18 protein-coding genes and 2 pseudogenes are annotated in these 20348 nt (G+C 59.0%); 15 read left to right on the top strand and 5 right to left on the bottom strand.

The genetic code is table 11. The annotated features are described in order from the left end of the window. From ACTHLF_RS20185 to ACTHLF_RS20145, 9 genes and pseudogenes are all read left to right on the top strand, one after another. A partial coding sequence (locus tag ACTHLF_RS20185) for an adenosylcobalamin-dependent ribonucleoside-diphosphate reductase (RefSeq protein ID WP_440329853.1) occupies positions 1-1648 on the top strand: 1648 nt, incomplete at its 5' end. A gap of 23 nt (positions 1649-1671) precedes the next feature. Then, complete coding sequence (locus ACTHLF_RS20180) at positions 1672-2829, top strand: histone H1-like repetitive region-containing protein (RefSeq protein WP_440329851.1); 1158 nt, start codon at positions 1672-1674, stop codon at positions 2827-2829. Positions 2830-2893: 64 nt separating this feature from the next. Continuing rightward, the gene (locus ACTHLF_RS20175; protein ID WP_440329849.1) at positions 2894-3667 is read left to right on the top strand and encodes a TSCPD domain-containing protein; all 774 of its coding nucleotides are present in this window, start codon (positions 2894-2896) and stop codon (positions 3665-3667) included. A 405-nt stretch (positions 3668-4072) separates the two neighbouring features. After that, positions 4073-5266, top strand: a complete 1194-nt coding sequence (locus tag ACTHLF_RS20170) for a DNA cytosine methyltransferase (protein WP_440329847.1) — start codon at positions 4073-4075, stop codon at positions 5264-5266. Positions 5267-5287: 21 nt separating this feature from the next. Further along, a complete protein-coding gene (locus ACTHLF_RS20165) occupies positions 5288-5932 on the top strand; it encodes an Eco29kI family restriction endonuclease (protein WP_440329846.1) in 645 nt (214 codons plus the stop codon). A gap of 25 nt (positions 5933-5957) precedes the next feature. After that, positions 5958-6228 (top strand): annotated as a pseudogene (locus ACTHLF_RS20160) (FRG domain-containing protein); the annotation flags it as partial. Positions 6229-6255: 27 nt separating this feature from the next. Further along, entirely contained in the window at positions 6256-6720 is a 465-nt protein-coding gene (locus ACTHLF_RS20155; RefSeq protein WP_440329857.1) for a hypothetical protein, read from the top strand. Then, positions 6717-7793: a DUF262 domain-containing protein gene (locus ACTHLF_RS20150; RefSeq protein WP_440329844.1), complete on the top strand. Its 1077-nt coding sequence runs from the start codon at positions 6717-6719 to the stop codon at positions 7791-7793. Before ACTHLF_RS20155 ends, ACTHLF_RS20150 begins: the two co-directional genes overlap by 4 nt. 276 nt (positions 7794-8069) lie before the next feature. Further along, positions 8070-9626, top strand: coding sequence for an ATP-dependent nuclease (locus tag ACTHLF_RS20145; protein WP_440329842.1), 1557 nt, complete (start codon positions 8070-8072; stop codon positions 9624-9626). A 116-nt stretch (positions 9627-9742) separates the two neighbouring features. Here the strand turns inward: ACTHLF_RS20145 and ACTHLF_RS20140 are convergent, their stop codons facing one another. Then, positions 9743-10174 (bottom strand): very short patch repair endonuclease, encoded by a 432-nt coding sequence (locus ACTHLF_RS20140; protein WP_440329841.1) that lies wholly within the window; start codon positions 10172-10174, stop codon positions 9743-9745. Between the two features lie 180 nt (positions 10175-10354). Continuing rightward, the gene (locus ACTHLF_RS20135; protein ID WP_440329839.1) at positions 10355-12100 is read right to left on the bottom strand and encodes a DUF262 domain-containing protein; all 1746 of its coding nucleotides are present in this window, start codon (positions 12098-12100) and stop codon (positions 10355-10357) included. A 440-nt stretch (positions 12101-12540) separates the two neighbouring features. On the opposite strand from ACTHLF_RS20135, the gene ACTHLF_RS20130 reads away from it, so the two are divergent. Both ACTHLF_RS20130 and ACTHLF_RS20125 read left to right on the top strand, forming a co-directional pair. Further along, complete coding sequence (locus ACTHLF_RS20130) at positions 12541-13362, top strand: AraC family transcriptional regulator (RefSeq protein ID WP_440329837.1); 822 nt, start codon at positions 12541-12543, stop codon at positions 13360-13362. A gap of 11 nt (positions 13363-13373) precedes the next feature. After that, positions 13374-14450 (top strand): alpha/beta hydrolase family protein, encoded by a 1077-nt coding sequence (locus tag ACTHLF_RS20125; protein WP_440329835.1) that lies wholly within the window; start codon positions 13374-13376, stop codon positions 14448-14450. Positions 14451-14475: 25 nt separating this feature from the next. Here ACTHLF_RS20125 and ACTHLF_RS20120 read toward each other — a convergent pair whose 3' ends face one another. After that, positions 14476-15495 carry a hypothetical protein gene (locus ACTHLF_RS20120; protein WP_440329833.1) on the bottom strand — a complete coding sequence of 340 codons (1020 nt, stop codon included), beginning with the start codon at positions 15493-15495 and terminating at the stop codon, positions 14476-14478. Positions 15496-15553: 58 nt separating this feature from the next. On the opposite strand from ACTHLF_RS20120, the pseudogene ACTHLF_RS20115 reads away from it, so the two are divergent. Together ACTHLF_RS20115 and ACTHLF_RS20110 are read left to right on the top strand one after the other, a co-directional pair. After that, a pseudogene (locus tag ACTHLF_RS20115) lies at positions 15554-15739 on the top strand (hypothetical protein); the annotation flags it as partial. Between the two features lie 219 nt (positions 15740-15958). After that, positions 15959-16558, top strand: coding sequence for a hypothetical protein (locus ACTHLF_RS20110; protein ID WP_440329855.1), 600 nt, complete (start codon positions 15959-15961; stop codon positions 16556-16558). A gap of 380 nt (positions 16559-16938) precedes the next feature. Here ACTHLF_RS20110 and ACTHLF_RS20105 read toward each other — a convergent pair whose 3' ends face one another. Continuing rightward, positions 16939-18198 (bottom strand): HNH endonuclease, encoded by a 1260-nt coding sequence (locus ACTHLF_RS20105; protein WP_440329831.1) that lies wholly within the window; start codon positions 18196-18198, stop codon positions 16939-16941. 141 nt (positions 18199-18339) lie between these two features. Next, positions 18340-18810 carry a hypothetical protein gene (locus ACTHLF_RS20100; RefSeq protein ID WP_440329830.1) on the bottom strand — a complete coding sequence of 157 codons (471 nt, stop codon included), beginning with the start codon at positions 18808-18810 and terminating at the stop codon, positions 18340-18342. 130 nt (positions 18811-18940) lie between these two features. Between ACTHLF_RS20100 and ACTHLF_RS20095 the strand changes: the two genes are divergently transcribed. Together ACTHLF_RS20095 and ACTHLF_RS20090 are read left to right on the top strand one after the other, a co-directional pair. Beyond that, positions 18941-20080: a hypothetical protein gene (locus ACTHLF_RS20095; protein ID WP_440329828.1), complete on the top strand. Its 1140-nt coding sequence runs from the start codon at positions 18941-18943 to the stop codon at positions 20078-20080. A gap of 29 nt (positions 20081-20109) precedes the next feature. Next, positions 20110-20348: hypothetical protein (locus ACTHLF_RS20090; RefSeq protein WP_440329826.1), on the top strand; the 239-nt coding region annotated here is incomplete at its 3' end.

Genomic DNA, 20348 nt, shown 5'->3' with positions numbered 1-20348 from the left:
GATGTGCTTCACCGTCAGCTCCGCCGGCGGCCGTCGCGGCGCGCAGATGGGCACGTTCGACATCAGCCACCCGGACGCCAAGGAATTCATCCGCGCCAAGCGCGAGGATGGCCGCCTGCGCCAGTTCAACCTCAGCCTGCTCATCACCGACGGTTTCATGGATGCGGTGGAGAACGACCAGGACTGGCCGACCGTGTTCCCGGTGCACGTCAAGGAACAGCACGAGATCGACCTCAACGACACCTCCAAGGTCGTGTGGCGCGAATGGCCGACCAAGCAGAACTACGTGTCCCGTGAAGACGGCCTCGTGGCCTGCAAGATCTACGGCCACATCCGCGCCCGCCACCTGTGGGACATGATCATGGTCTCGACGTACGACTACGCCGAGCCGGGCTTCATCCTGATCGACCGCGTCAACGAGATGAACAACAACTGGTGGTGCGAGCACATCCGCGCGACCAACCCCTGCGGCGAGCAGCCGCTGCCGCCGTACGGCTCGTGCCTGCTGGGCTCGGTGAACCTCACCACCTTCGTGCGCGACCCGTTCGGCCCCAAGGCCCGTTTCGATTGGGAGGAATACCGCGAAGTCGTCCGCGTGTTCACCCGCATGCTCGATAACGTGGTGGAAATCAACGGCCTGCCGCTCCCGCAGCAGCAGCACGAGATCCTGAGCAAGCGCCGCCACGGCATGGGCTTCCTGGGCCTGGGCAGCACGCTCACCATGCTGAAGATGCGCTACGGCGCCGCCGATGCCGTGCAGTTCACCGACGAAGTGAGCCGCGAGATGGCCGTGGCCGGCTGGGAAGTCGCGCTCGAGCTGGCGAAGGAAAAGGGCCCGGCCCCGGTGCTGGCCCAGACCTTCGACGTCACCGGCGACATGCTGCGCAAGCGCCCGGAGATGGTGAAGGACGGCTGGAAGGTCGGCCAGCAGATCAAGGGTTCGGAACTGCACGCGAAGTACTCGCGCTACATGCAGCGCGTGGCCACGGTGGCCCCGGAGCTCGTCGCCGAGCTGGTCAAGGTGGGCGCCCGCTTCACCCACCACTCGTCGATCGCCCCGACCGGCACCATCAGCCTGAGCCTGGCCAACAATGCCTCCAACGGCATCGAGCCGAGCTTCGCCCACCATTACTCGCGTAACGTGATCCGCGAAGGCAAGAAGTCCAAGGAAAAGGTCGAGGTCTACAGCTACGAGCTGCTGGCCTACCGCGCCCTGATCAATGGCGATGCCCTGCCGTTCTCCGAAGACCCGAAGACCCGCCTGCCGGATTACTTCGTCTCGGCCGACGACATCAGCCCGAAGGAGCACGTGGATATCCAGGCGGCCTCGCAGAAGTGGATCGACAGCTCCATTTCCAAGACCGCGAACGTCCCCACGGATTATCCGTACGAGGACTTCAAGGACATCTATTTCTACGCCTATAAGCAGGGTCTTAAGGGCTGCACGACGTTCCGTTTCAACCCCGCCGCGTTCCAGGGCGTGCTTGTCAAAGAAACCGATCTTGAGAACACCCTCTACCGCTTCGAATTGGAAGACGGTAGCGTTGTCGAATTGAAGGGTAATGACGAGGTGGAATATGACGGTGAAATGCACACCGCCGCCAACCTCTTCGATGCCCTGAAAGAAGGTTACTACGGCAAGTTCTGACCCCGCGGAGAGGGAAAAAAGTTATGACGAACGAAGAAAACCAGATCGACGAGGCGGAACTGCCCACCGGCGAGACCACCGATTCGACCGATACGACGGACACCACCGAGGCCAATGACGCCCCGGTCTCGTCCACCGAATCCGCCACGCCCGGCCACCCGCCGGTCGTCGCGAAGAAGGTCGTCAAGAAGAAGCCGGTCGCCAAGAAGGTGATCGAGCCGGCACCGACCGCCGAAGCCAGCGCCGCCGTCTCGTCCAGCGAGCCGGACTACGTCGCCGAGCTCGATGGCCCGAAGATCACCGAAGACAAGCCGAAGGCCAAGCGCAAGCCCAAGCCCGCCCCGGTCCTGGTGAGCCAGAAGGACATCGCCGGCGACGAAATCGCCGCGCACGAGGCAGATGACGCCGCCGCCGTAGGAGCCCACCCTGTGGGCGAAATCTCCTCGCGAGCACCTGCCAAGAAGAAGGCCGCCCCGAAGAAGGCAGCAGCAAAGAAGGCCCCGACCAAGGCAGAACCCGCCGAACCGGCCCCGGCCAAAAAGGCAGCAAAGAAGGCAGCCCCGAAGAAGGCCACCGCCAAGAAGGCTGCGCCGAAGAAAGCCGCTGCCAAGAAGGCTCCGGCCAAGAAGGCCGCAGTGAAGAAGGCTGCCGCCAAGAAGGCCACGGCGAAGAAGGCTGTTGCGAAGAAGGCCCCGGCCAAGAAGGCAGCAGTCAAGAAGGCCGCCGCCAAGAAGGCTCCGGCCAAGAAGGTCGCGGTGAAGAAGGTTGCCGCCAAGAAGGCCGTCAAGAAGGCAGCGGTGAAGAAGGCCGCTCCGAAGAAGGCCATCGCCAAGAAGTCGGCCGCCAAGAAGGCACCGGCACGCAAGGTCGCCCCGAAGAAGGCAGCCGGCCGCAAGGCAGCTGTCGTCGCAAAGAAGGTTGCTCGCAAGGGCGCCGCGGTGAAGAAGGCCGTCAAGAAGGCCGCCACCCGCGTCGTCAAGAAGGCTTCCACCGCCCGCAAGGCGGTCAAGAAGGCCGTAGCCAAGGTGACCCGCAAGGTCGCCGGCCGCACGGCTGCGAAGAAGACGGTCCGAAAGGCCGCTGCTCCGAAGAAGGTCGTGAAAGCGGCCAAGAGGTCCACTGCCAGCAAGACCGGCCGTACGCCGGCGCGTAAGAGCGCCGCCCGTGGCCGTCGTAAGTAAGTAGTACCCATCCGGCCCGGCGTCCGCGCCGGGCCGGATTCCACCTAGTAAGAGAAGAATAAAAATGGCGATCAAGATCGAAAAGAAGATCAAGGGCTACGCAGTTGTGAAGCCCGAGGACAAGGCCCCCGCAGCCGCCGCACCCGCGCCGGTCAAAGAGGTCGCACCTGTCGCCGAAGTCATCCAGATGCACGAGAGCCTCGAGCGTCCGGAAACCCTGGTGGGCAATACGTACAAGATCAAGTCGCCGCTCTTCGAGCACGCGCTGTACGTGACCATCAACGATATCGTCCTCAATGCGGGCACCCCGCATGAGCAGCGCCGCCCCTTCGAGCTCTTCATCAACTCGAAGAACATGGACCACTTCCAGTGGATCGTGGCGCTCACCCGAATCCTGTCCGCCGTCTTCCGCAAGGGTGGCGACGTGACGTTTATCGTCGAAGAGCTCAAGGCCGTCTTCGACCCGCGCGGCGGCTACTTCAAGGCCGGCGGCGTCTACATGCCCAGCATCGTGGCAGAGATTGGTGCTGTGATCGAGCAGCACATGAAGTCCATTGGCCTGATCCACGATCCGGAGATGGATGAGGCGACCAAGCGCCTGATCGCTGAAAAGCGTGCGGCCTACGAGAAGGCCGCGGCCAAGCCGGCTGCTGCTGCCGTAGGAGCTCACCCTGTGAGCGACGCCGTTCGCCCCGAGGCCCCAGCCGCCGACTCCCACACCAATGCCTCTGGCTTCCCGGCTGGCGCCACCCTTTGCGCCAAGTGCAATACCCAGGCGCTTGTGCTGATGGACGGGTGCCAGACTTGTTTGAATTGTGGGTATTCGAAGTGCGGCTGATCATGGCGTAGCGCGCAACGGCGCGATTGAACAGTCAAAAGAGATCTAGACGAGAGGTTTCAAATCTTGTCCGTCTACGCCCTACGTATACGTGTGCGCCGAGGCCGCGGATCGTTGGCCCAGCTCGCTGTGTCTTATGTCGTTCAGGTGCGCGGTAGCATCGTGCCGCCTGGCGTGTGGCGTGTGGCGTGTGGCTTGTCGCTACTCTGGATGCTTGTAGCGGGCACTGAAGGCGACTTCAGTTGAATTTTTGCTGCCCTGTGTATTCGGCGTGGGACGCTGTCAGTTTTGACGTGTGAAGCGAAAGTCGCTGAGATAGCATGTACGTTGACGCGTCCCGGTTTCTCGATCGCGTAGTTTGATACAGGTCAGTGAGATGATCGCGCCAGGGTGACGGTGGTTTATATGAGCAAGATTAAACACAAGCTGCGATCAATCGAGTTGTTCACTGGTGCGGGTGGCCTGGCGTTGGCAACTCACTTCGAAGGCTTCAGGCATGCCGGTCTCTTCGAGTGGAATGCTGACGCATGCGAGACGCTGCGAACAAACGCTGCCGAGGATGCTGTGGAGGGTATGCGGGCGTGGTCGAAACACGTCTACGAAGGCGATGTCAGCCATGTGTCGTTCGAACGGTACGAAGGCTTGGATCTCGTGGCCGGTGGCCCTCCTTGTCAGCCGTTCTCCCTCGGTGGCAAGCATCGAGGGATGGAGGACGGCCGTGACATGATCCCTCAATTCATCCGTGCGGTGCGTGAATCGAAGCCGCGCGCGTTTGTTATGGAAAACGTGAAGGGACTTACTCGGGCATCATTTGCGACATATCTAGAGCATTCGAAGCTTCAGCTTCAGTACCCCGAGATCGAGCGTTCCGCAGGCGAGGACTGGCAAGACCACTTTGCGCGCTTGCAGCAACATCACACGAGTAGCCCGAAGTTAGAAGGGCTTTCTTATAATGTTGTAAGTGCGGTGCTCAACGCGGCCGATTATGGCGTGCCGCAGTGTCGCGAGCGTCTCTTCATGGTCGGGTTCAGGTCAGACATCGACGCAAATTGGTCCTTTCCAGAGCCGACGCATTCGCAAGACTCTCTGTTACACGCGCAATGGGTGACAGGGGCCTACTGGGAATCCGTGGGTGCCAAAGGGGTCGTCCCAGCGTCACTTGAAGCGCGTGTGCGTAAAATGCATGAGCGTGAACGTCCGACATTGCTCCCTTGGCGAACAATTAGACAAGCGATTGAAGGTCTACCAAAACCCTTTTTGCGTGCTGATCATCGCGGCAAAGTTTTTAATCATCGCTTGCAGCTCGGTGCTCGTCCTTACCCTGGGCATACTGGAAGCCTTTATGATTCTCCGTCAAAGACGTTGAAGGCGGGCGGCCACGGCGTCCCGGGCGGAGAGAATATGATTGTTTTCTCTGACGGCACTTGCCGCTATCTTACTGTTCGAGAGGCCGCCAGGGTGCAGACGTTTCCCGACACATGGCACTTTCGAGGGGCTTGGAGCGAGGCTATGCGCCAACTAGGTAACGCTGTGCCGGTCGATTTGGCTAAGGCTGTTGTATCTAGTGTTGCACGCACGCTAAGGGCGCGAACCGAATAAGCACTGGCAAAAAGGGATTCTATGACCGGGGGGGCGAAAAACTTCAACCCGCTTGATAAGCGGAACTTAGGCGAGAGCATCGTCAGAGCTCTGTTGCGTCAACCACTGTTTCGCCTTTCCGAGCTGCCGGGATTTAGTGGTGCCGGTATATATGCGATCTATTACGGCGGAAGATACCAGCCGTATGCTCGCCTTGCTGCGCTCACCTCTGGAGAGCCTACGGTTCCCATATACGTCGGGAAAGCCGTTCCGAAAGGCGCGCGACGAGGAGCCGATCTTGATGCTGTTGCCGGCTCTGTCCTTTTTAAGAGGCTTTCGGAGCATTCGGATAGTATCAAGGCAGTTAGCGGTAACCCTTTGGCTGGCATTGAGCTCGATGAGTTCTACTGCAGGTGGCTTGTATTGGATGACGTCTGGATTCCTCTTGGAGAGTCGCTTGTGATCTCGCGATTCCAGCCTCTGTGGAATCGCCTTCTTGACGGGTTTGGAAATCATGACCCTGGCAAGGGCAGGTATAAGGGGAAGCGGTCCAGGTGGGATGTGCTTCATCCTGGACGAAAGTGGGTTGCGAACCTTGCCGTACGCGATGAGTCCGTCGACGACCTGGTGCGCTCGGTCGAAGGCTTTTTGACGGCGTTTGATACCCCGGACGAAGGGACTGCCTGAAGTAAACGGGCGTTGGGGAAGGGAAATGTTCTACGAATCGCAATTTGGGAGTGTTGCCGAATTCTTGGCCGTGCTCGGTAACCTGTCAGAACAAACGGGCGAGGCAACGACCTGGTTCCGCGGCCACAGCAACTACGCGTATAAGCTAGTTCCGTCAATAGCTCGTGTAGAAGGTGCTCTCGCGCGTGAGCTGCTTCTGTCAAAACGATTCAAGCAGAATGCCTATTCGTTTCGGCAGCAGCCGCCTCAAGACGAATGGGAATGGCTGTTTCTGATGCAGCATTGGGATTCCGACCCGCCTGCTGGACTGGACCGAGAGTCCCTTGGTCGCACTTTATTTTGCGGTGAATGATCCTTTGATCGACTCCGCCGACAGCGACGGCGCGATTTGGGCGTTACTGCCAGCGAAATACAATTACGAAGTCCCGAGGTTCCGCCCTCGGGTTGAAATCGATATCCCATGCTTCGGTGTAGATCCGATGTTGGACGACTACGGCCCAATTAAAATGTCCCAAGAGGGCATGAGTGAGCTTTACCCGATTGCAGCCATTGCGCATCGACGAAATGAGCGGATTATGGCTCAGCTAGGTGTGTTTACCATCATGCATCGGGACATGACCGCGATAGACGATATTCCGGATGCTCAGCCACATCTCGCCCGAATTCGCATCCCTGCGGCCGCAAAGAGTCGTCTGCGAGCAGAGCTGTCGTATCTCAGAATCAATCGTATGATGCTGTTCCCCGAGCTGGCGAGCGTCGCCGAACTCACGAAGGAGATTTTGGCATGACCGACTTTCGGCTAGGCTCGGTTCCGAGTAGTTCGATTATTCATGTCTACTCGATGCGCGATAGTATCTGGTTCGATCCTCCTTATCAGCGGCTAAGTGACATCTGGCCGGCTGACAAGCGGCGGTTGCTTATTGACTCGATTATCAATGGCTACGATCTACCGAAGCTCTACTTTCATGAGTTTTTCCCCGCAAAGGACGTTGACGGTAGGAAGTTCAAGTTCGCCATAGTCGACGGCAAGCAGCGATTGCAGACGATATTCTCCTTTATCGAGGGAGGGTTCGCACTCGACGAGGAAATGACGCTTGTTGAGGATCAGTCTCTTCAGGTGGGTGGGCTGACGTACAGCGAGCTAGCGAAGAAGTTTCCTGATCTGAAGACTCGCTTTGATGGCTATGTGCTTCCCATTGTCACTATCCTCACCGATGAAGTTGAGCTCATCGAGGACATGTTCTCGCGACTGAATGAGGCGGTTCCCCTGAACGCCGCAGAGAAGAGAAACGCGTTTGGCGGCCCGCTCCCGATAGCTATAAAGGCGATTGCGGAGCACGAGTTCTTCCGCCTTCGCCTTCCGTTTTCGAATCTTCGATATAGGCACTTGGACTTAGCGACGAAGTTTCTCTACATATCCTCTCGCGGGGCGCTGATTGACACGAAGAAGGCGCACCTGGACGAGTTTGTTAGATCCGCGAAATCCGGCGGAATCGATATCGCTGCAATCCAGGACGACACCATTCAGGTATTGACTGCGATGTCACGTGTCTTTGTCGAGAAGGACGCTCTGCTCAAGTCGGTAGGGTCGGTCACCGTCTTTTTCTTTCTCTTTCTTGAGGCAGCAAAGTTCGGCTGGACTGACAGCATCCTAAGACGAAGCTTTGTAGAGTTTGACCAAGAACGCGTGCGAAACCGTGCCGAGGCTGAGGCCAAAGACGGCTTGGCCGATTTCCGCCTATTGGAATACGATCGCCTTTCGCAGAGTCCGAACGACGGAACAGCGCTTCGTTACCGATATGCAGTGCTTCGTGAGCACGTTGGGCCCGAGGAGGGCAGGCCAACCGTTCCGGACGACTAAGCAATCTGTCCCCTAAGTGGGCGTGATGATGTGGTTAAGGGCGGCGGAGAAGCACCTCTATTAGTCATCTGTCGTCTGTCGGGTCCGTTGCAGTGGACTGTTACTTGAAGCGACTATCTTTAGTCACTTGGCCTAAAGGTGCTTCGGCAGCGGCCGATAGAATGTGCGCGCATCGTCGGCGCGCGACCGGTTCGTACAGGAGCGCGCGTCGTTTCGTCCGGGTCGATCGTTGCAGTTCCGCAAAAAATCAAAGGGCTGTCTTTCACGAGGCTGAGAATGAAGTACAGGGAAAGTGAGACGGATAAGCGGCTGCGGGCCAAGTTCGGCTCCCTAGAACATGCATATCTGCGTCGCGTGATCTTGAGCGAAGGCAGTTTCCGTGGCCTCACCGAGTTGGATATCGAATTCGATTATCCGATTACAGCAATTTCGGGAAAGAATGGCTCGGGGAAGTCATCAATCTTAGCTTTGGCTTGCTGCGCGTTCCACAATCATGAGCGCGGGTTTAGGCTTCCCAGGCGCTCAACTCCCTACTACACCTTCAAAGATTTCTACATTCGGCATAAGGACGATCCGAAGCAACGCGATGTGACGATTGAATATCACATTGCCTACAACGAATGGAGTCCTAGCCCGGGTCTGCCAGACGGTAAGGGTATCGCCTTTCAAGAGCGACGTAAAAAGGCGGACGGGAAGTGGAACGATTACGCCGCTAGGGTGCATCGAGACGTCGTCTATTTCGGCATAGAGCGCGTAGTTCCACATTTTGAACGTAGTCAGAGTCGATCCTACTCATCGTCGTTTTCCGATGTGCCAATGAAGGGGTGGGAGAGCGAGGTCGCGCGGCTCGTTGGAAAAATTATCGGGAAGCCCTATACAAAATTTCGGTATGTACATCACGCAAGGTACTCACTTCCCGTCGTCGAGTGCGACGGTGTGGTGTACAGCGGCTTCCATATGGGAGCCGGAGAGAATGCCTTGTTCGAGATCCTTTCGACGATTTATGAGAGCGGCCCGTCGTCCCTTATCGTGATCGACGAGATTGAGTTGGGGTTGCATGCTCAAGCGCAGATTAGACTCGTTGAAGTGTTAAAGGAACTCTGCAAGAAGATGCATGTGCAGATAATCTGTACGACGCATTCGCGAGATGTTCTCGCGTCCCTGCCTCCTGATGCACGATTCCTGGTCGAAAGCCTCAACGGAAAGACGAGGCTCACAAGAGCTGTGTCGCCCGAGTTCGCCTTTTCTAAGATGGCACATAAAAACTCGAGAGAAGTTGATATCTTTGTCGAGGATGATGTCGCTGGCGCTCTACTGTGCGCGTGCTTGCCGAATTCGCTAAGGACGCGAGTGACCACAACGGTCATTGGCTCTGCCTCGGCGATTTCGCGTCAGCTGGCTGCTGCATATGTCCGCAACGATGATCGCTACTGCATGGCGATATTTGACGGCGACCAGCGAGTGTTGGCACCGACCAATCTTGCGCATGCGCGACAGATGGCCGAGAGTCCCGGTAAGGACTTCGATAATTGGATCGTCCAGCGCTTTTCATACCTTCCGGGCGATCGGTGGCCAGAGGTATGGATCATGGAGAAGGCTCGGGAATGCCTGCCACAGATGGCTATTGCCTTTGGCGCAACCGAGGCCGAGATGGCCGCAGTGATAGGCCATGCACTCCAGGCGGGAAAGCACTCAGAGCTATTCGAGGCAGCCGAGCATTTGGGACTTCCTAGGTCGGAGTGCCTACATCGGTTCGCCAACGTAATCGCAACCGAACTTCCCAATGAGTTCACCGCGCTCCGTGAGCGTGTCATCACTGCCCTGGACGGATGATGTCGTTCTAGGTAGATGGTCGCTGTTTACTCGGCCCTGCGGTCAAGACGCAACGAGCCATACCGACGAAGTGCCGCGATTTTAGCCTAGCCATGGGATAGGAGTAGCTGCGCGTACTATTGTCGGGACGGCACTAAAGGTTGACGTCCAAGGAACTTACATATACGGCGCTTCATTCGCTCTTCGTCGCGCGTCTCACATTCCCAAACGATCATCACGCGCCAACCGGCCGTTCGAAGACGGCGGGTGGTGAGCGCGTCGCGCTCGCGGTTTCTCTCGAGCTTTGTACTCCAGAATTCCACTCGTGACTTAGGGATCCGAGCGAGTTTGCAGCCCTTGTGATGATGCCAGAAGCATCCGTGGACGAAAATTGCGGATCGTCTGCCGGGAAACACGAGATCTGGGGTGCCAGGAAGGTTCCTCGCATGAAGGCGATACCGAAATCCCATTCCATGCACCAGTCGTCTGACTCGCATTTCGGGCTTCGTGTCTTTCGCTCTAATTAGCGCCATGTGGAGTGATCGCTGGCGCGACGAGATGTTATCCATCGTGATTGCACCTGAATCTCAACTATATCGACTCTGTGTGTGGACTTTACACCTCGAAGCCTCGCGTATTGTCGGCGCGCGTATTGAGCTGTGAAGCGCCTGTTCCGAGTGATTGCGCCCGACGTAGAGCTGGATAATGCGCAATGAGCGCTGTCAGTCGGATCGCTGACAGCGCCCAGGTTACCGCGATGGCCACCTAGAAACAGCCCAGTTCGCGAGCGTTTCAGACCTTCTTCTGAGGTTCTCCGGTGTCCATTCGAGGTGGCCTTCCGCGAATTTCCTCGTCGCTTTGAATACAGAGTCTTCAGCAAAGACGGGTCGCTTAGTGCCGTAGCCTGCATTACTCAGATCTCTATTCATCTCTTTCGAAAGCAGAAGCAAGTTAGCGAGGAGATCGTGCGTGGCGGCATGGTCGTCTTGGCTGAAGTGTTCGTTCCAATCTGCTGACGGCGAAACGGGTAGGACATGCTCGATCCACGTCTCGACAATCGGTTGGTCGCCACCGAGCGATCGATTCCACTCATGAAGGACGTAGCGAGTGACTGACACGTCGTACAAGGGCCGAGTTTTGATTGCTTGTGTCACATCGTCATCAGCGGGCCACACAACCGTCTTGTGTCGACGAATCGATGCCTCAACCTTTTCTCTGGTTGGGCTCATATCGACATCTTGCCAGAGGCGCTTGAATACGGCATGCAGTCCAGTTGGTTCATGGCCGCATAGTGCGCGCCGAACGAGAAACGATTCGACGAGCAGGAGAACCTCAACGCAGACGCCTTCTGAAACTTGTCCCGCTTTTACAGCGTTCGACAGCTGCATAATAAAGGGGTACGTGGATCCTGGCGCATTTGCGTCATGTAGTCGCTTAAATGCGGCAGCCACGGTAGAAGAATGTTGTTGAAGGTTTGAGCCGCGAACGGCATCGAGGAATGCGTTCTGGTAATTCGAAAGCTGATTGATGATCTCTTCGGGCGTCGAGTTTTTCCACTGGTTTCGTAGTTTCTCGAAGACCTCTGCCTTTCGCACGTTGGGGTCTTGGATGAGTCCATATGGGAAGAAATATGCATCAAATAGCGAATGGTCGCCTTCGGTAAATCTGGTGTAAAAGGGTTGCCAGAAGCCATGATCTATGCCCTCGATGACGTCAGGGTCTTCATTTGCGACTTTTGCAAAGATCTCGTTGCGTACTAGATCGCCGGTCGTGATCGGCTCTTGTCGTGAGTTCAAGCTGTCAAAAATTTTTGGACCATCGACCGGATTTCTAACAACAATCTGAACCACACTTACTGCGTTAAGTAGTGAGCTATAGATTGCCCTTAGTCGTTCGGTGCCCTCAAGGCGAACCTGTTCAGCGAGAAATCGAACCGCCTGGCGGTAGTTATTCCAGAGTCGACCAGACGGAGCTCCGGTTGAGGGTAGGGGCTTATATCTGAATGGAGAGATATGTGCGGCGAATCCTAGGTCTGCGAGAATGTGTGCGAATACGCGGTTTAACTGCGAACGATCTTCTTTGCAGCAGTGAAGCTTGGAGTTCGAGAGCAATCTTGCGTCTCGACCGATCCCGACCACTAGGTACTTTAGGAGAAGTCCCGCTGCTTCGTCATACAGCTGTGAATCGCAGAGTGTCTTTACGATGGCGCAAAGATAAATGAATACTGTCGTGGTGCGCTGTTGACCGTCGACAATCTCGTAGATGTTTGGGTCAGCTGGATTTGATCGCCTCGCGTATACAATAATTGCGCCGAGGAAGTGAGTACCCTCAGCGTCGATGATACTGAGGAGGTCTTCTTCAAGCTGCCTCAGTTTTTCCGGCTTCCATTTATATGCCCTTTGGAAGTACGGAATGCTGAAGACAAGATCTCCCGAGAGAAGAAGCGCGAGCTCCGTCTCGTCGGAGCTATTCGTTAGCCTTAAGGCATCTACCATATCCTTTCCCCTGATAGTTGACGGCCTGAATCCCGCGCGCGGTGCGTGCAATTGCACGGCTATCTATCCGAGAGCGAGCTTCGGAGAGATATCTCAATTTGGCGTGGGTGACAAGTATTTCGTGGTGTGAATGGCGAGCGCCGCTCGCGGACTGTCATCGGTAGTCATCCGTCTTCCGGCAGCCGATCGGAATTAGGTGCCCCGCGATTGGATCTTGCGATTGCCTTAATTCGAGCACCACTTAGTAACTCAGCGTTGCGTCAAGCCCGTTAGTTGCCGATTGTGAGGGTTCATTTGCGATCTGGAGCTTCGCTATTGGATCGATCGAGGGGCGTGACTCTCATCGATGCTCACACGCTGCAGCGTAGTCCTAAGCAAGAATCATCAAATCGCCTCAGCCCCATCCTCGTATGATCTGACTTAATCCGGGGGGGGCACCCATGCCAGCAGTCCAACGCGCAGTCTGGTACATAGAAACCCACTCAACCGAAGACCTCTCGTTAGCCGATGTAGCAGCTGCCTCCGGCGTCTCCGCCTTCCACCTGGCCCGCCTGTTCCGCGCCGCCACCGGCTGGTCCGTAGCCCGCTACATCCGCGTCCGTCGCCTGAGCCAGGCTGCCGCAGAGCTGGCCGCCGGCGCCCCGGAAATCCTCCCTCTCGCGATCTCCTCAGGCTACGGCTCCCACGAAGCCTTTACCCGCGCCTTCCGCGACACCTTCGGTCTTCCGCCCGAGGACGTACGCAAACGCGGCAACCTCGAAGGCCTGCCGATCCTCGCTCCCGTGCGCGTTATCGAGGAGCCGGTGTGCCAGGCCCCGGAGCTTCGGATCGAAGTGATCGGCCCGCTACTCCTGACCGGCATCGAAGCCTCCTACCTGGCCAGCGACACCGCCGGCATTCCCTCCCAGTGGCAACGCCTCCACACCGAGCAATCCCTTGGCAGGCAGCGCTACACCTACGGCGTATGCAGTGCCATGGATGGGGAAGGGCGGTTCGATTACCTCGCCGGCTATGAGGTAGACCACTTCGGCCAGGCTCCCCAGGGTTACCGCCGGCTACGCCTGCCCCAACAGCGCTACGTCATCGCCCGGCACGACGGCCACATCGGCTCCATCCCGCATACATGGCGTGCCCTGCTCGGCGAGTGGCTTCCTGCCGCAGGCTTCACCCCGGTCGATGCCCCCGATTTCGAACGCTACGACGCCGCGTTTGATCCCAGGACCGGCTATGGCGGCGTCGATATCTGTGTCCCCGTCGAATGATGGAACCGAACATGCTGAAGAAGCACTTGAGCCGTAGCCTCGTCGCCCTCGTCCTCCTTACCCTGGCAGGACAAGCCATGGCCGCCGTCGGTGAAATCCACCGGACCACGACGACACCCACTGCCGCGTTGCGCAACGCCGATGGCTCACCCAGTGTCCCCATCACCGTGTGGTATCCGGCGCAGGCCGATGCCAAGGAGACACCCCTAGTGATCGGCCCTGACGACGCCCCGCTGTTCACCACGGGCAGCGCCGCCCCCGATGCCGCACCGGCAACCGGCCGTTACCCCGTCGTACTTCTCTCGCACGGCTTCGGCGGGACCGCCCGCATGATGGCCTGGTTCGGCACCGCAATCGCCCGGGCAGGCTTCGTCGTCATCGCCGTCGACCACCCGGGCAGCAACGGCCGTGGCCCCATCACCCCCAACGGTGCCGCGTGGTGGTGGGAACGCGCCGAGGACCTCAAGGCCGCCTGGAAAGCCATACAGGCCGACCCGGATCTCTCACCCCACATCGATGCCACCCGCCTTGGCGTTGCAGGCTTCTCAGCCGGAGGATTCGCCGCACTCGTCGCCGGCGGCGCCCGTGTCGATGTCCAGCACTTCGCGGACTTCTGCAAGAAGCACCCCATCGACGGCGTCTGCGCACCGCAGCTCGAAGCCCCCGACCTCACGGCACGCGACATCGGCGCATGGCTGAAGGATCCCGCGATGCAGGCACGCTTCAAGGACGCAGCAAATGACCACGCCGTACCCGGCGTACGGGCAGTGTTCGTCATGGCACCCGCGATCGTGCAGGCACTGGCGCCCGAATCACTCAAGCGAATGAACGTACCGGTATCGATCCTCGTAGGCACCGCAGACACCGTCGCACCACCAGCCACCAATGCGGATGTCGTGGCAAAGCTGGTACCGGGTGCGAAGGAGCAGCGCCTACCGAACGTCACCCATTACGACTTCCTGGGTGAATGCACGCAGGCAGGGAAGAAGTGGGTGCCGCAGTGTGCGAAGGCGGGGTATCAGGAGGAGGCGCATAACGCGGCGGTAGGGGAGGCAGTTCGGGTCTTTCAGGCGGCGTTCGGCAAGTAGCGCGAAGTCAGCCTCATCGGCTTTCCTATTGAATGAGGGCCCGACCTCGCTGCGTCACAGGGTCAAAGCTGAAGACATGTTCTCGTGGACTGTCGGAACAACAGCCTACGAGTCGTCCAGGGAAAGCGTCGCCCCCTTCGCGGATTTCGACGGTCCCAGCACATACCGGGCAGCTGGCGTAGAAGCGCACGAGAGCAAATCGTCCGCTTGCCTTCTTCTCGCTATCCCTCGTGAGACGAAGTTGGGCGTATATCTGGTTCCTGCTGATTAGCCAGTCTGGGGCAATCGTTACGCGGAGCGTAGGGAGATCCCAAAAAGGCTTGAACGCGCGAAATGCGAGAAGCGAGAGGGTTATTGCGAACGCGTAGGGGCCAATATGGTGTACGTAAGTCGCGGGGGTGGTTGCAAGTCCTACCGCACTGACGATCACGCAAAAAAGGAAGACAGCAAGGGGGAGGCTGACCACCCCAAGAAAGAGGTAGCCCCTCGCGGACTTCATGACGAAGGGCTGGCCGATGACCGGATGCCAGAGCAGGCCACTTTGTGCCCGTTCGACTGAATACGTGACCAGGCCGGGAGAATTCCTCTCGGCGGTCGCGGCATCGCCGATGGGTTCGACCCCGTCAGGATCGCTGTCGATTACAGACTCCGGGAAGGCAAATCGATACGTGGTGGGATTGCCCCTGCCGCCTCCCCGATCGATGATTAGGTCCACGTCCTGGCGCGCCTTCGCCCCCTGTAGAAACTGTCGGCGACTGTTCTGTTGACCATCCCACCACGTCTGGACTTGGGACGCGGGAAGCCACTTTCCAGTGATAGGTTCACTAGGGACCGGGCCCCCCTCTTGGTCGCGGTACCAGGCGGAAAGTGCGTTTACATCCGCTTTAGGTGGTGCCTCGCCGTGCTCAAGTGCCTCGAGGGTCTTTGCCGCAAAGGCCATGAGTACCTGCCGGATCTTGCTCTGGGGTGGCTCGGCCTCGAGCCAGCGGCCCAGTGCCTCCATTGCGTAAAGGGTCGTGTTACCTGATTCGGTCTGTTCGTCCATGTTTCCCCTTCCATGAAAGGTTGAGCCTCAGCCCACTTCTAAATGGTGGAGCGGGGACATGGCAAGCCAAATGAGTGAGGGACGGACCGGGGCTCCGCGAGCGGCAGAGATGCCGGTCGGACAGAAGGACGGTCGCCTGGTGCTCGTGACCGATGTGGTCCGAGGCTTGGCGTGTGGCTGTAGCTGCCCTGGGTGTGGTGCCCGTCTGATCGCAAGACTCGGAGAAGCACGGCGGCCTCACTTTGCCCACGAAGGGCGGCCTGGTAGCCCTGGGTGCCTGGAGACGGCGATACACCTATATGCAAAGCAAATCGTGGCGGAGGCCGATCGTCTGACGTTGCCAGCTTGGTGCGGAGGTAAAGGCATTGAGAACCCGCCCACCTTAAGGACGCCTGATGGCGTCCTTCGATACGGGGCTAGGCTACGGCTGCCTCCCAAGAGGGTCTCAGTTTGGGGCGGTCAAATGGAGCGACCGCTCGAAACACTTCGGCCCGACGCCGAGTTGATCGACGATGACGGGAGCCTCTTTATCGAAATCTATGTTCGCCATGCTGTCGACGACGAAAAAGGCGACAGGGTCCGCGCGCTCGACGTCCGCATGGTTGAGATTGACCTATCCGAGTTCGATTCCGGTCCGATCAATGATCCGGCGGGGTTGCCAGACTGGATACTCCACGAAGCTCCAAGGCGCTGGATCTGGCTTCCAGAGGCGACCCGTCTGCTGGCGGCTGAGCGCGCGCGGCTAGCGGCGCAGTTCTCCGCAGCACCCGACGATCACATCCATGCGCCCGGCAACGCGGATCCACAGGTAGCTATTGATTGGCCGCAGCTGCGCCGGTCATTTAACGCGCGTCGCATTGACCCACTTACTGAATATCAGCAGCTGAACGATCCACGAGTGGGCTGCTGGATCTGGCTCAAAGGCGACGGGGCTGCAGAATTGATTCGACGACTGACCGCAGGAGGAGGGGTGTACGAGGCGCGGCTTCAAAGTGGTGAGCGCCGCATCATCTATCTTGGGCGTGACGCGCAGCTGCGTCGCGATTCGGGCTCGCTGCCCTAGATTAGGCCGCGAAGGTCCCGGTATCGGTCCTCGTCGGCACCCCGGACACCGGCGCACCACCAGCCGCCAATGCGGATGTCGTGGCAAAGCTGGTGCCGGGTGCGAGGGAACAGCGAATTCCGACCTTACCAATCACGACTCCCTGGATGAATGCACGCAGGCAGGGAAGAAGGTGGTGCCGCAGTGTGCGAAGGCGGGGCATCAGGATGGTGCACATGAGGCGGCGGTGGCGGATGCGCTTCAGGCGTTCCACGTGGCAGTCCAACCTACTGTGCGAACGCGCCATTGCGGGCCCCGGTTCATCCCGCCCCGTGCCTGACCCTCATCGCATGGGCCACCTTCCGGCGACCCATGCATTGCTGCCTAGGGGCGAGCAGTGACTAGCTGCTCTGGCCTGCCGCCGATTTGCGGTGATGCGCGAGGTGCTCCTTCTTAGGGTGGCACGTCGGTTCAGCGGGATAGCTGAGCTTCTTCCCGCGGAGATGCATGTAGTCTTCGCTAAAGGACAAGCGGTCATCAATCTGCACGAAGCCGCCGTCATCGATCCACAGCATGCCCTTATCGAACAATGTGTGTATGTCGGCCCTCAGCAGCAGGCCATTGTCCGTGCGATGCGTGTAGCCCCCTCGGTAGGGCATGATGTGTGCTGCTTCCAGGATCTCAACCACGGCACAGCCCGTGACCGCGCATTTGAAGTCGTAGGCTTCGAGTAAACCCTGCCGAAACGGTCCTTGGCCTTCACGCATCGCCACTGCGCGCATCTCCCACACGCGTGCGTCGTGTTCCGACTCGATTGGAGGTGGCGTTTCCGACGCAATCTGACGGCGCGCGTCGTGGAGAGCCTTATGCGCATCTCCCTCTTCGATCTGAACCGCTTCCGGCTTGCCATTAGCGTTAAGAACAACGTTCCAGATTCCGTGTTTCTCGCGATCGTAAAGCGCGTACTTCACGCCGGTCTTCCTTCCGTCGCGAAACAGGGCATCCTTGGGGTTCCCCTGATTCGTTAGGAAGTCCTTACGGGCTTTATCGTTATGCAGTCGGTTTGCGTCGTTGACCGATAGGATGCACGCTTGATTTATCAGGTCCGAGTGATCGTCTTTCGGGTACTTATCCTCAAGCCAGGCTTCGATCTGCTTGAGGGTGGAAGGTTCGCCAAGCGCCCTGACTGCGTCTGGAACCCACCAGTACTGAGGGCCGCCAGCCCGTAGGCTTTCACCCTTTTGACGCAAGCGCCTAACTAGCTCTTTGGCAGCATCGCGATCCGTCGTCCGCTGCCGAGTGCCCACCGGGAAGGGTAAGTCCGCATCGTCGTAGCGGATCGCGTCGTTGACGTCTCGGATGATGTATTTCCAGACGACCGCGCGTTCGTGCTGATGGTCGGACAGTGTGCCTGCCGGCGGAGCGGGGTGCCGATGATACGTGTTGACGCCGCGGATCCTGCCTGCCCCGACGAAACCTCGGCCGCTGACATACGCCAGCACCCAGTCCCATTTGGCCGGCGCCTTCAAATGGCGCTCGCCGTCGTCTCCTGGCTCACCTTGGAAACCTGTGGTGATAACGCCTCGCTCGACGTTTTCCGCCCACCAGGCGTTCATCTCGCCACTTAAAGGCCTGCCGATGTTGAAACGGTGGTAATCCATTGCGAGCCCCCCGACGAAATGTGGAGAGTGTAGACGTCGATGTGCCCAAGTGCACGAGGCCAATGCGTCTGAGAAGGCCACCCTACGCTTCGGTCAAGGTGTTTCAGTCGGCCTTACAGGTCCACTGATATACCATGCCATTTATAAGGGTTTGGCCGGTGTACCAGCCGTCTTTCGAGCCTCGTCAGCCTTGCTGAGAGCTAAGTCGTAGAGCGTCGAATAGAACGTCACCAGGTCCGAACCTGTCTCAGGGCATAGCGTACGAAACGCTTCCCTGGTACCGCCGTAATGGCTGACAAGCTCCGTCCAGAGCATTTCAGCACCACCTCGAGCAGGAACCAGCCGGCTCTCATACTCATCCAGCACAACCGGAAGGGGATTGCTCACGCCTTTCGCCTTCAGCTCATCCATCAGGCTGCTCGCGTGCTGCTTGGCCGCCGCGTCAAACGCCGTACGACGGTAGCCCACAAGCTTCGTTTCCATGCTCGCCATGTCCTTAGTCGCCAGGACGTCTTTGCACGTGGGCACGCCCGACGAGAAGGCTGCCATGGCCAGGGTGGGTGCGAGGCACGCAGCAGCGAACAGGACCTTCCCTGTCTTCAAAAGGCTCATTTCACTTCCCCCGGTTGAGACGCCGCATTCTACACCTGGGACCGGCGCGCCCCCGTGACAACCCCCTCCAAACCCGGCACCATCGGCCCTGTAATGCAACCACAGGACGGTCTGCATACAGGGGGAAAACATGCTCAAGTCTCGTCGCAGCCGGCTTTGGTCGGGCATAGCGCTGTGCGCCGCGGTTATCGCGTTGGTCGTCTACTGGCCGCCTTCGCGCCTGCCCGATGGGCGGGCCGCCGATACGAAGGAAGAGTTCGAAAAGCGGAAGCTCTGGCTGATCGTCTTCGATGGGGTGGACGGCGAGAACCTCGCGTACAACAACGCCAGGGCCCGGGAGGCGGCCGCCCGGGAGACCCTTGAAGCCACCGAGGTGCGCCTGGCCGAGACGACTATCGACTACGACTTCGCGTGGCGTACGGATCGGCCTGCCGATAAGGTCGCCGCGCTGGATGTGCGCGACCAGTATCCCGTGGAGGCAAACGACCCGCGTCGCAGCTTTGATGACCCGGCCCGCACGCCACGTCGGCTGACGCTGGTTCGCCCGGGCATCTGGGTCGTGCAGTCACCGGATGCGACGGATGAGCGCGGCGAGGCTTACGTTATTCGCCTTGCCGCGAGCTTCCCCCGGCCACATAGCTTTTGGCAAGCGAAGGCGAACTTCCGCCTCGCACCCTCCCTGGGCGTAGCCGCGACCACCCTCAGGTGCGAGGTGTCCCAGAAGTACGACTCACTCGCGTCGATCGGCTATTGCATCGTGCCAGCCTCAGGGCCAAAGGCTGACCCAGTCGCGGATGCCGCCTTGCTCGATCGCCTTACCGCGCTCCAGAACGCCGGGCCAAAGCCGGTCATGACGGGCGCGGAGATCGAGTCTTCAATGCAGTACGTCAGGTCGGGTGACCTGGCCGTCGAGCACGTGCACAAGGCAGCCGAGTACGCCCGCATGACCGCCAGTAGCGACGCACGCTACCGGCATGAGCTGATCATCGGATATACGATCTACGCCGTCGCCGGCCTTGTCCTGCTGGGTATTCCGGCGATTGCGCTGTTCGCAGCCATCAGGGCGCGTCGCTCGTCAGGCGCACGTACCGGCTCGGGCGTCTTCGGCGTGATCTGCGCCTGTCTGGCCGGCGGTGCGGTGTATCTGGCGGGCAAGACAGGCGCATGGGGCCTGATGTTGTCCATTATCCTCATCGTCTTCGCGCTATCGACCGGGCTGGCGGCGTTGATCGGCCTTGTAGGCGCGACCTGCGGGCGAGAGAGGGACTGACGCGTGCATACGCGACAAGAGGGGCGCAAATGGACAATGGTGAGGTTGGGTTCCTATTGGGCGTCGTTCCCGGCGTAGTGTTCGCGCTGCGAAACATGCTCGATCAGCGCAGGCTAGTCCTTCGTGCGAAGCAGGTGGCCCGGGAGCACGGCGAACGGTTTGAGCCCATCGACTATCTCTCTGCGTTTCATAGCCTTTCAGCCAAGTCGTCACCGCTTGTCCAGCCAACGGATGGACCTGGTGTCCGCGAGGCAAAAGAAATGCTCCT

The sequence above is a fragment of the Luteibacter sp. genome, assembly GCF_051958795.1.
Lineage (GTDB): Bacteria > Pseudomonadota > Gammaproteobacteria > Xanthomonadales > Rhodanobacteraceae > Luteibacter.
Note: the sequence above shows the minus strand (reverse complement) of the source record. Positions and strands in the feature narration are given on the sequence as shown.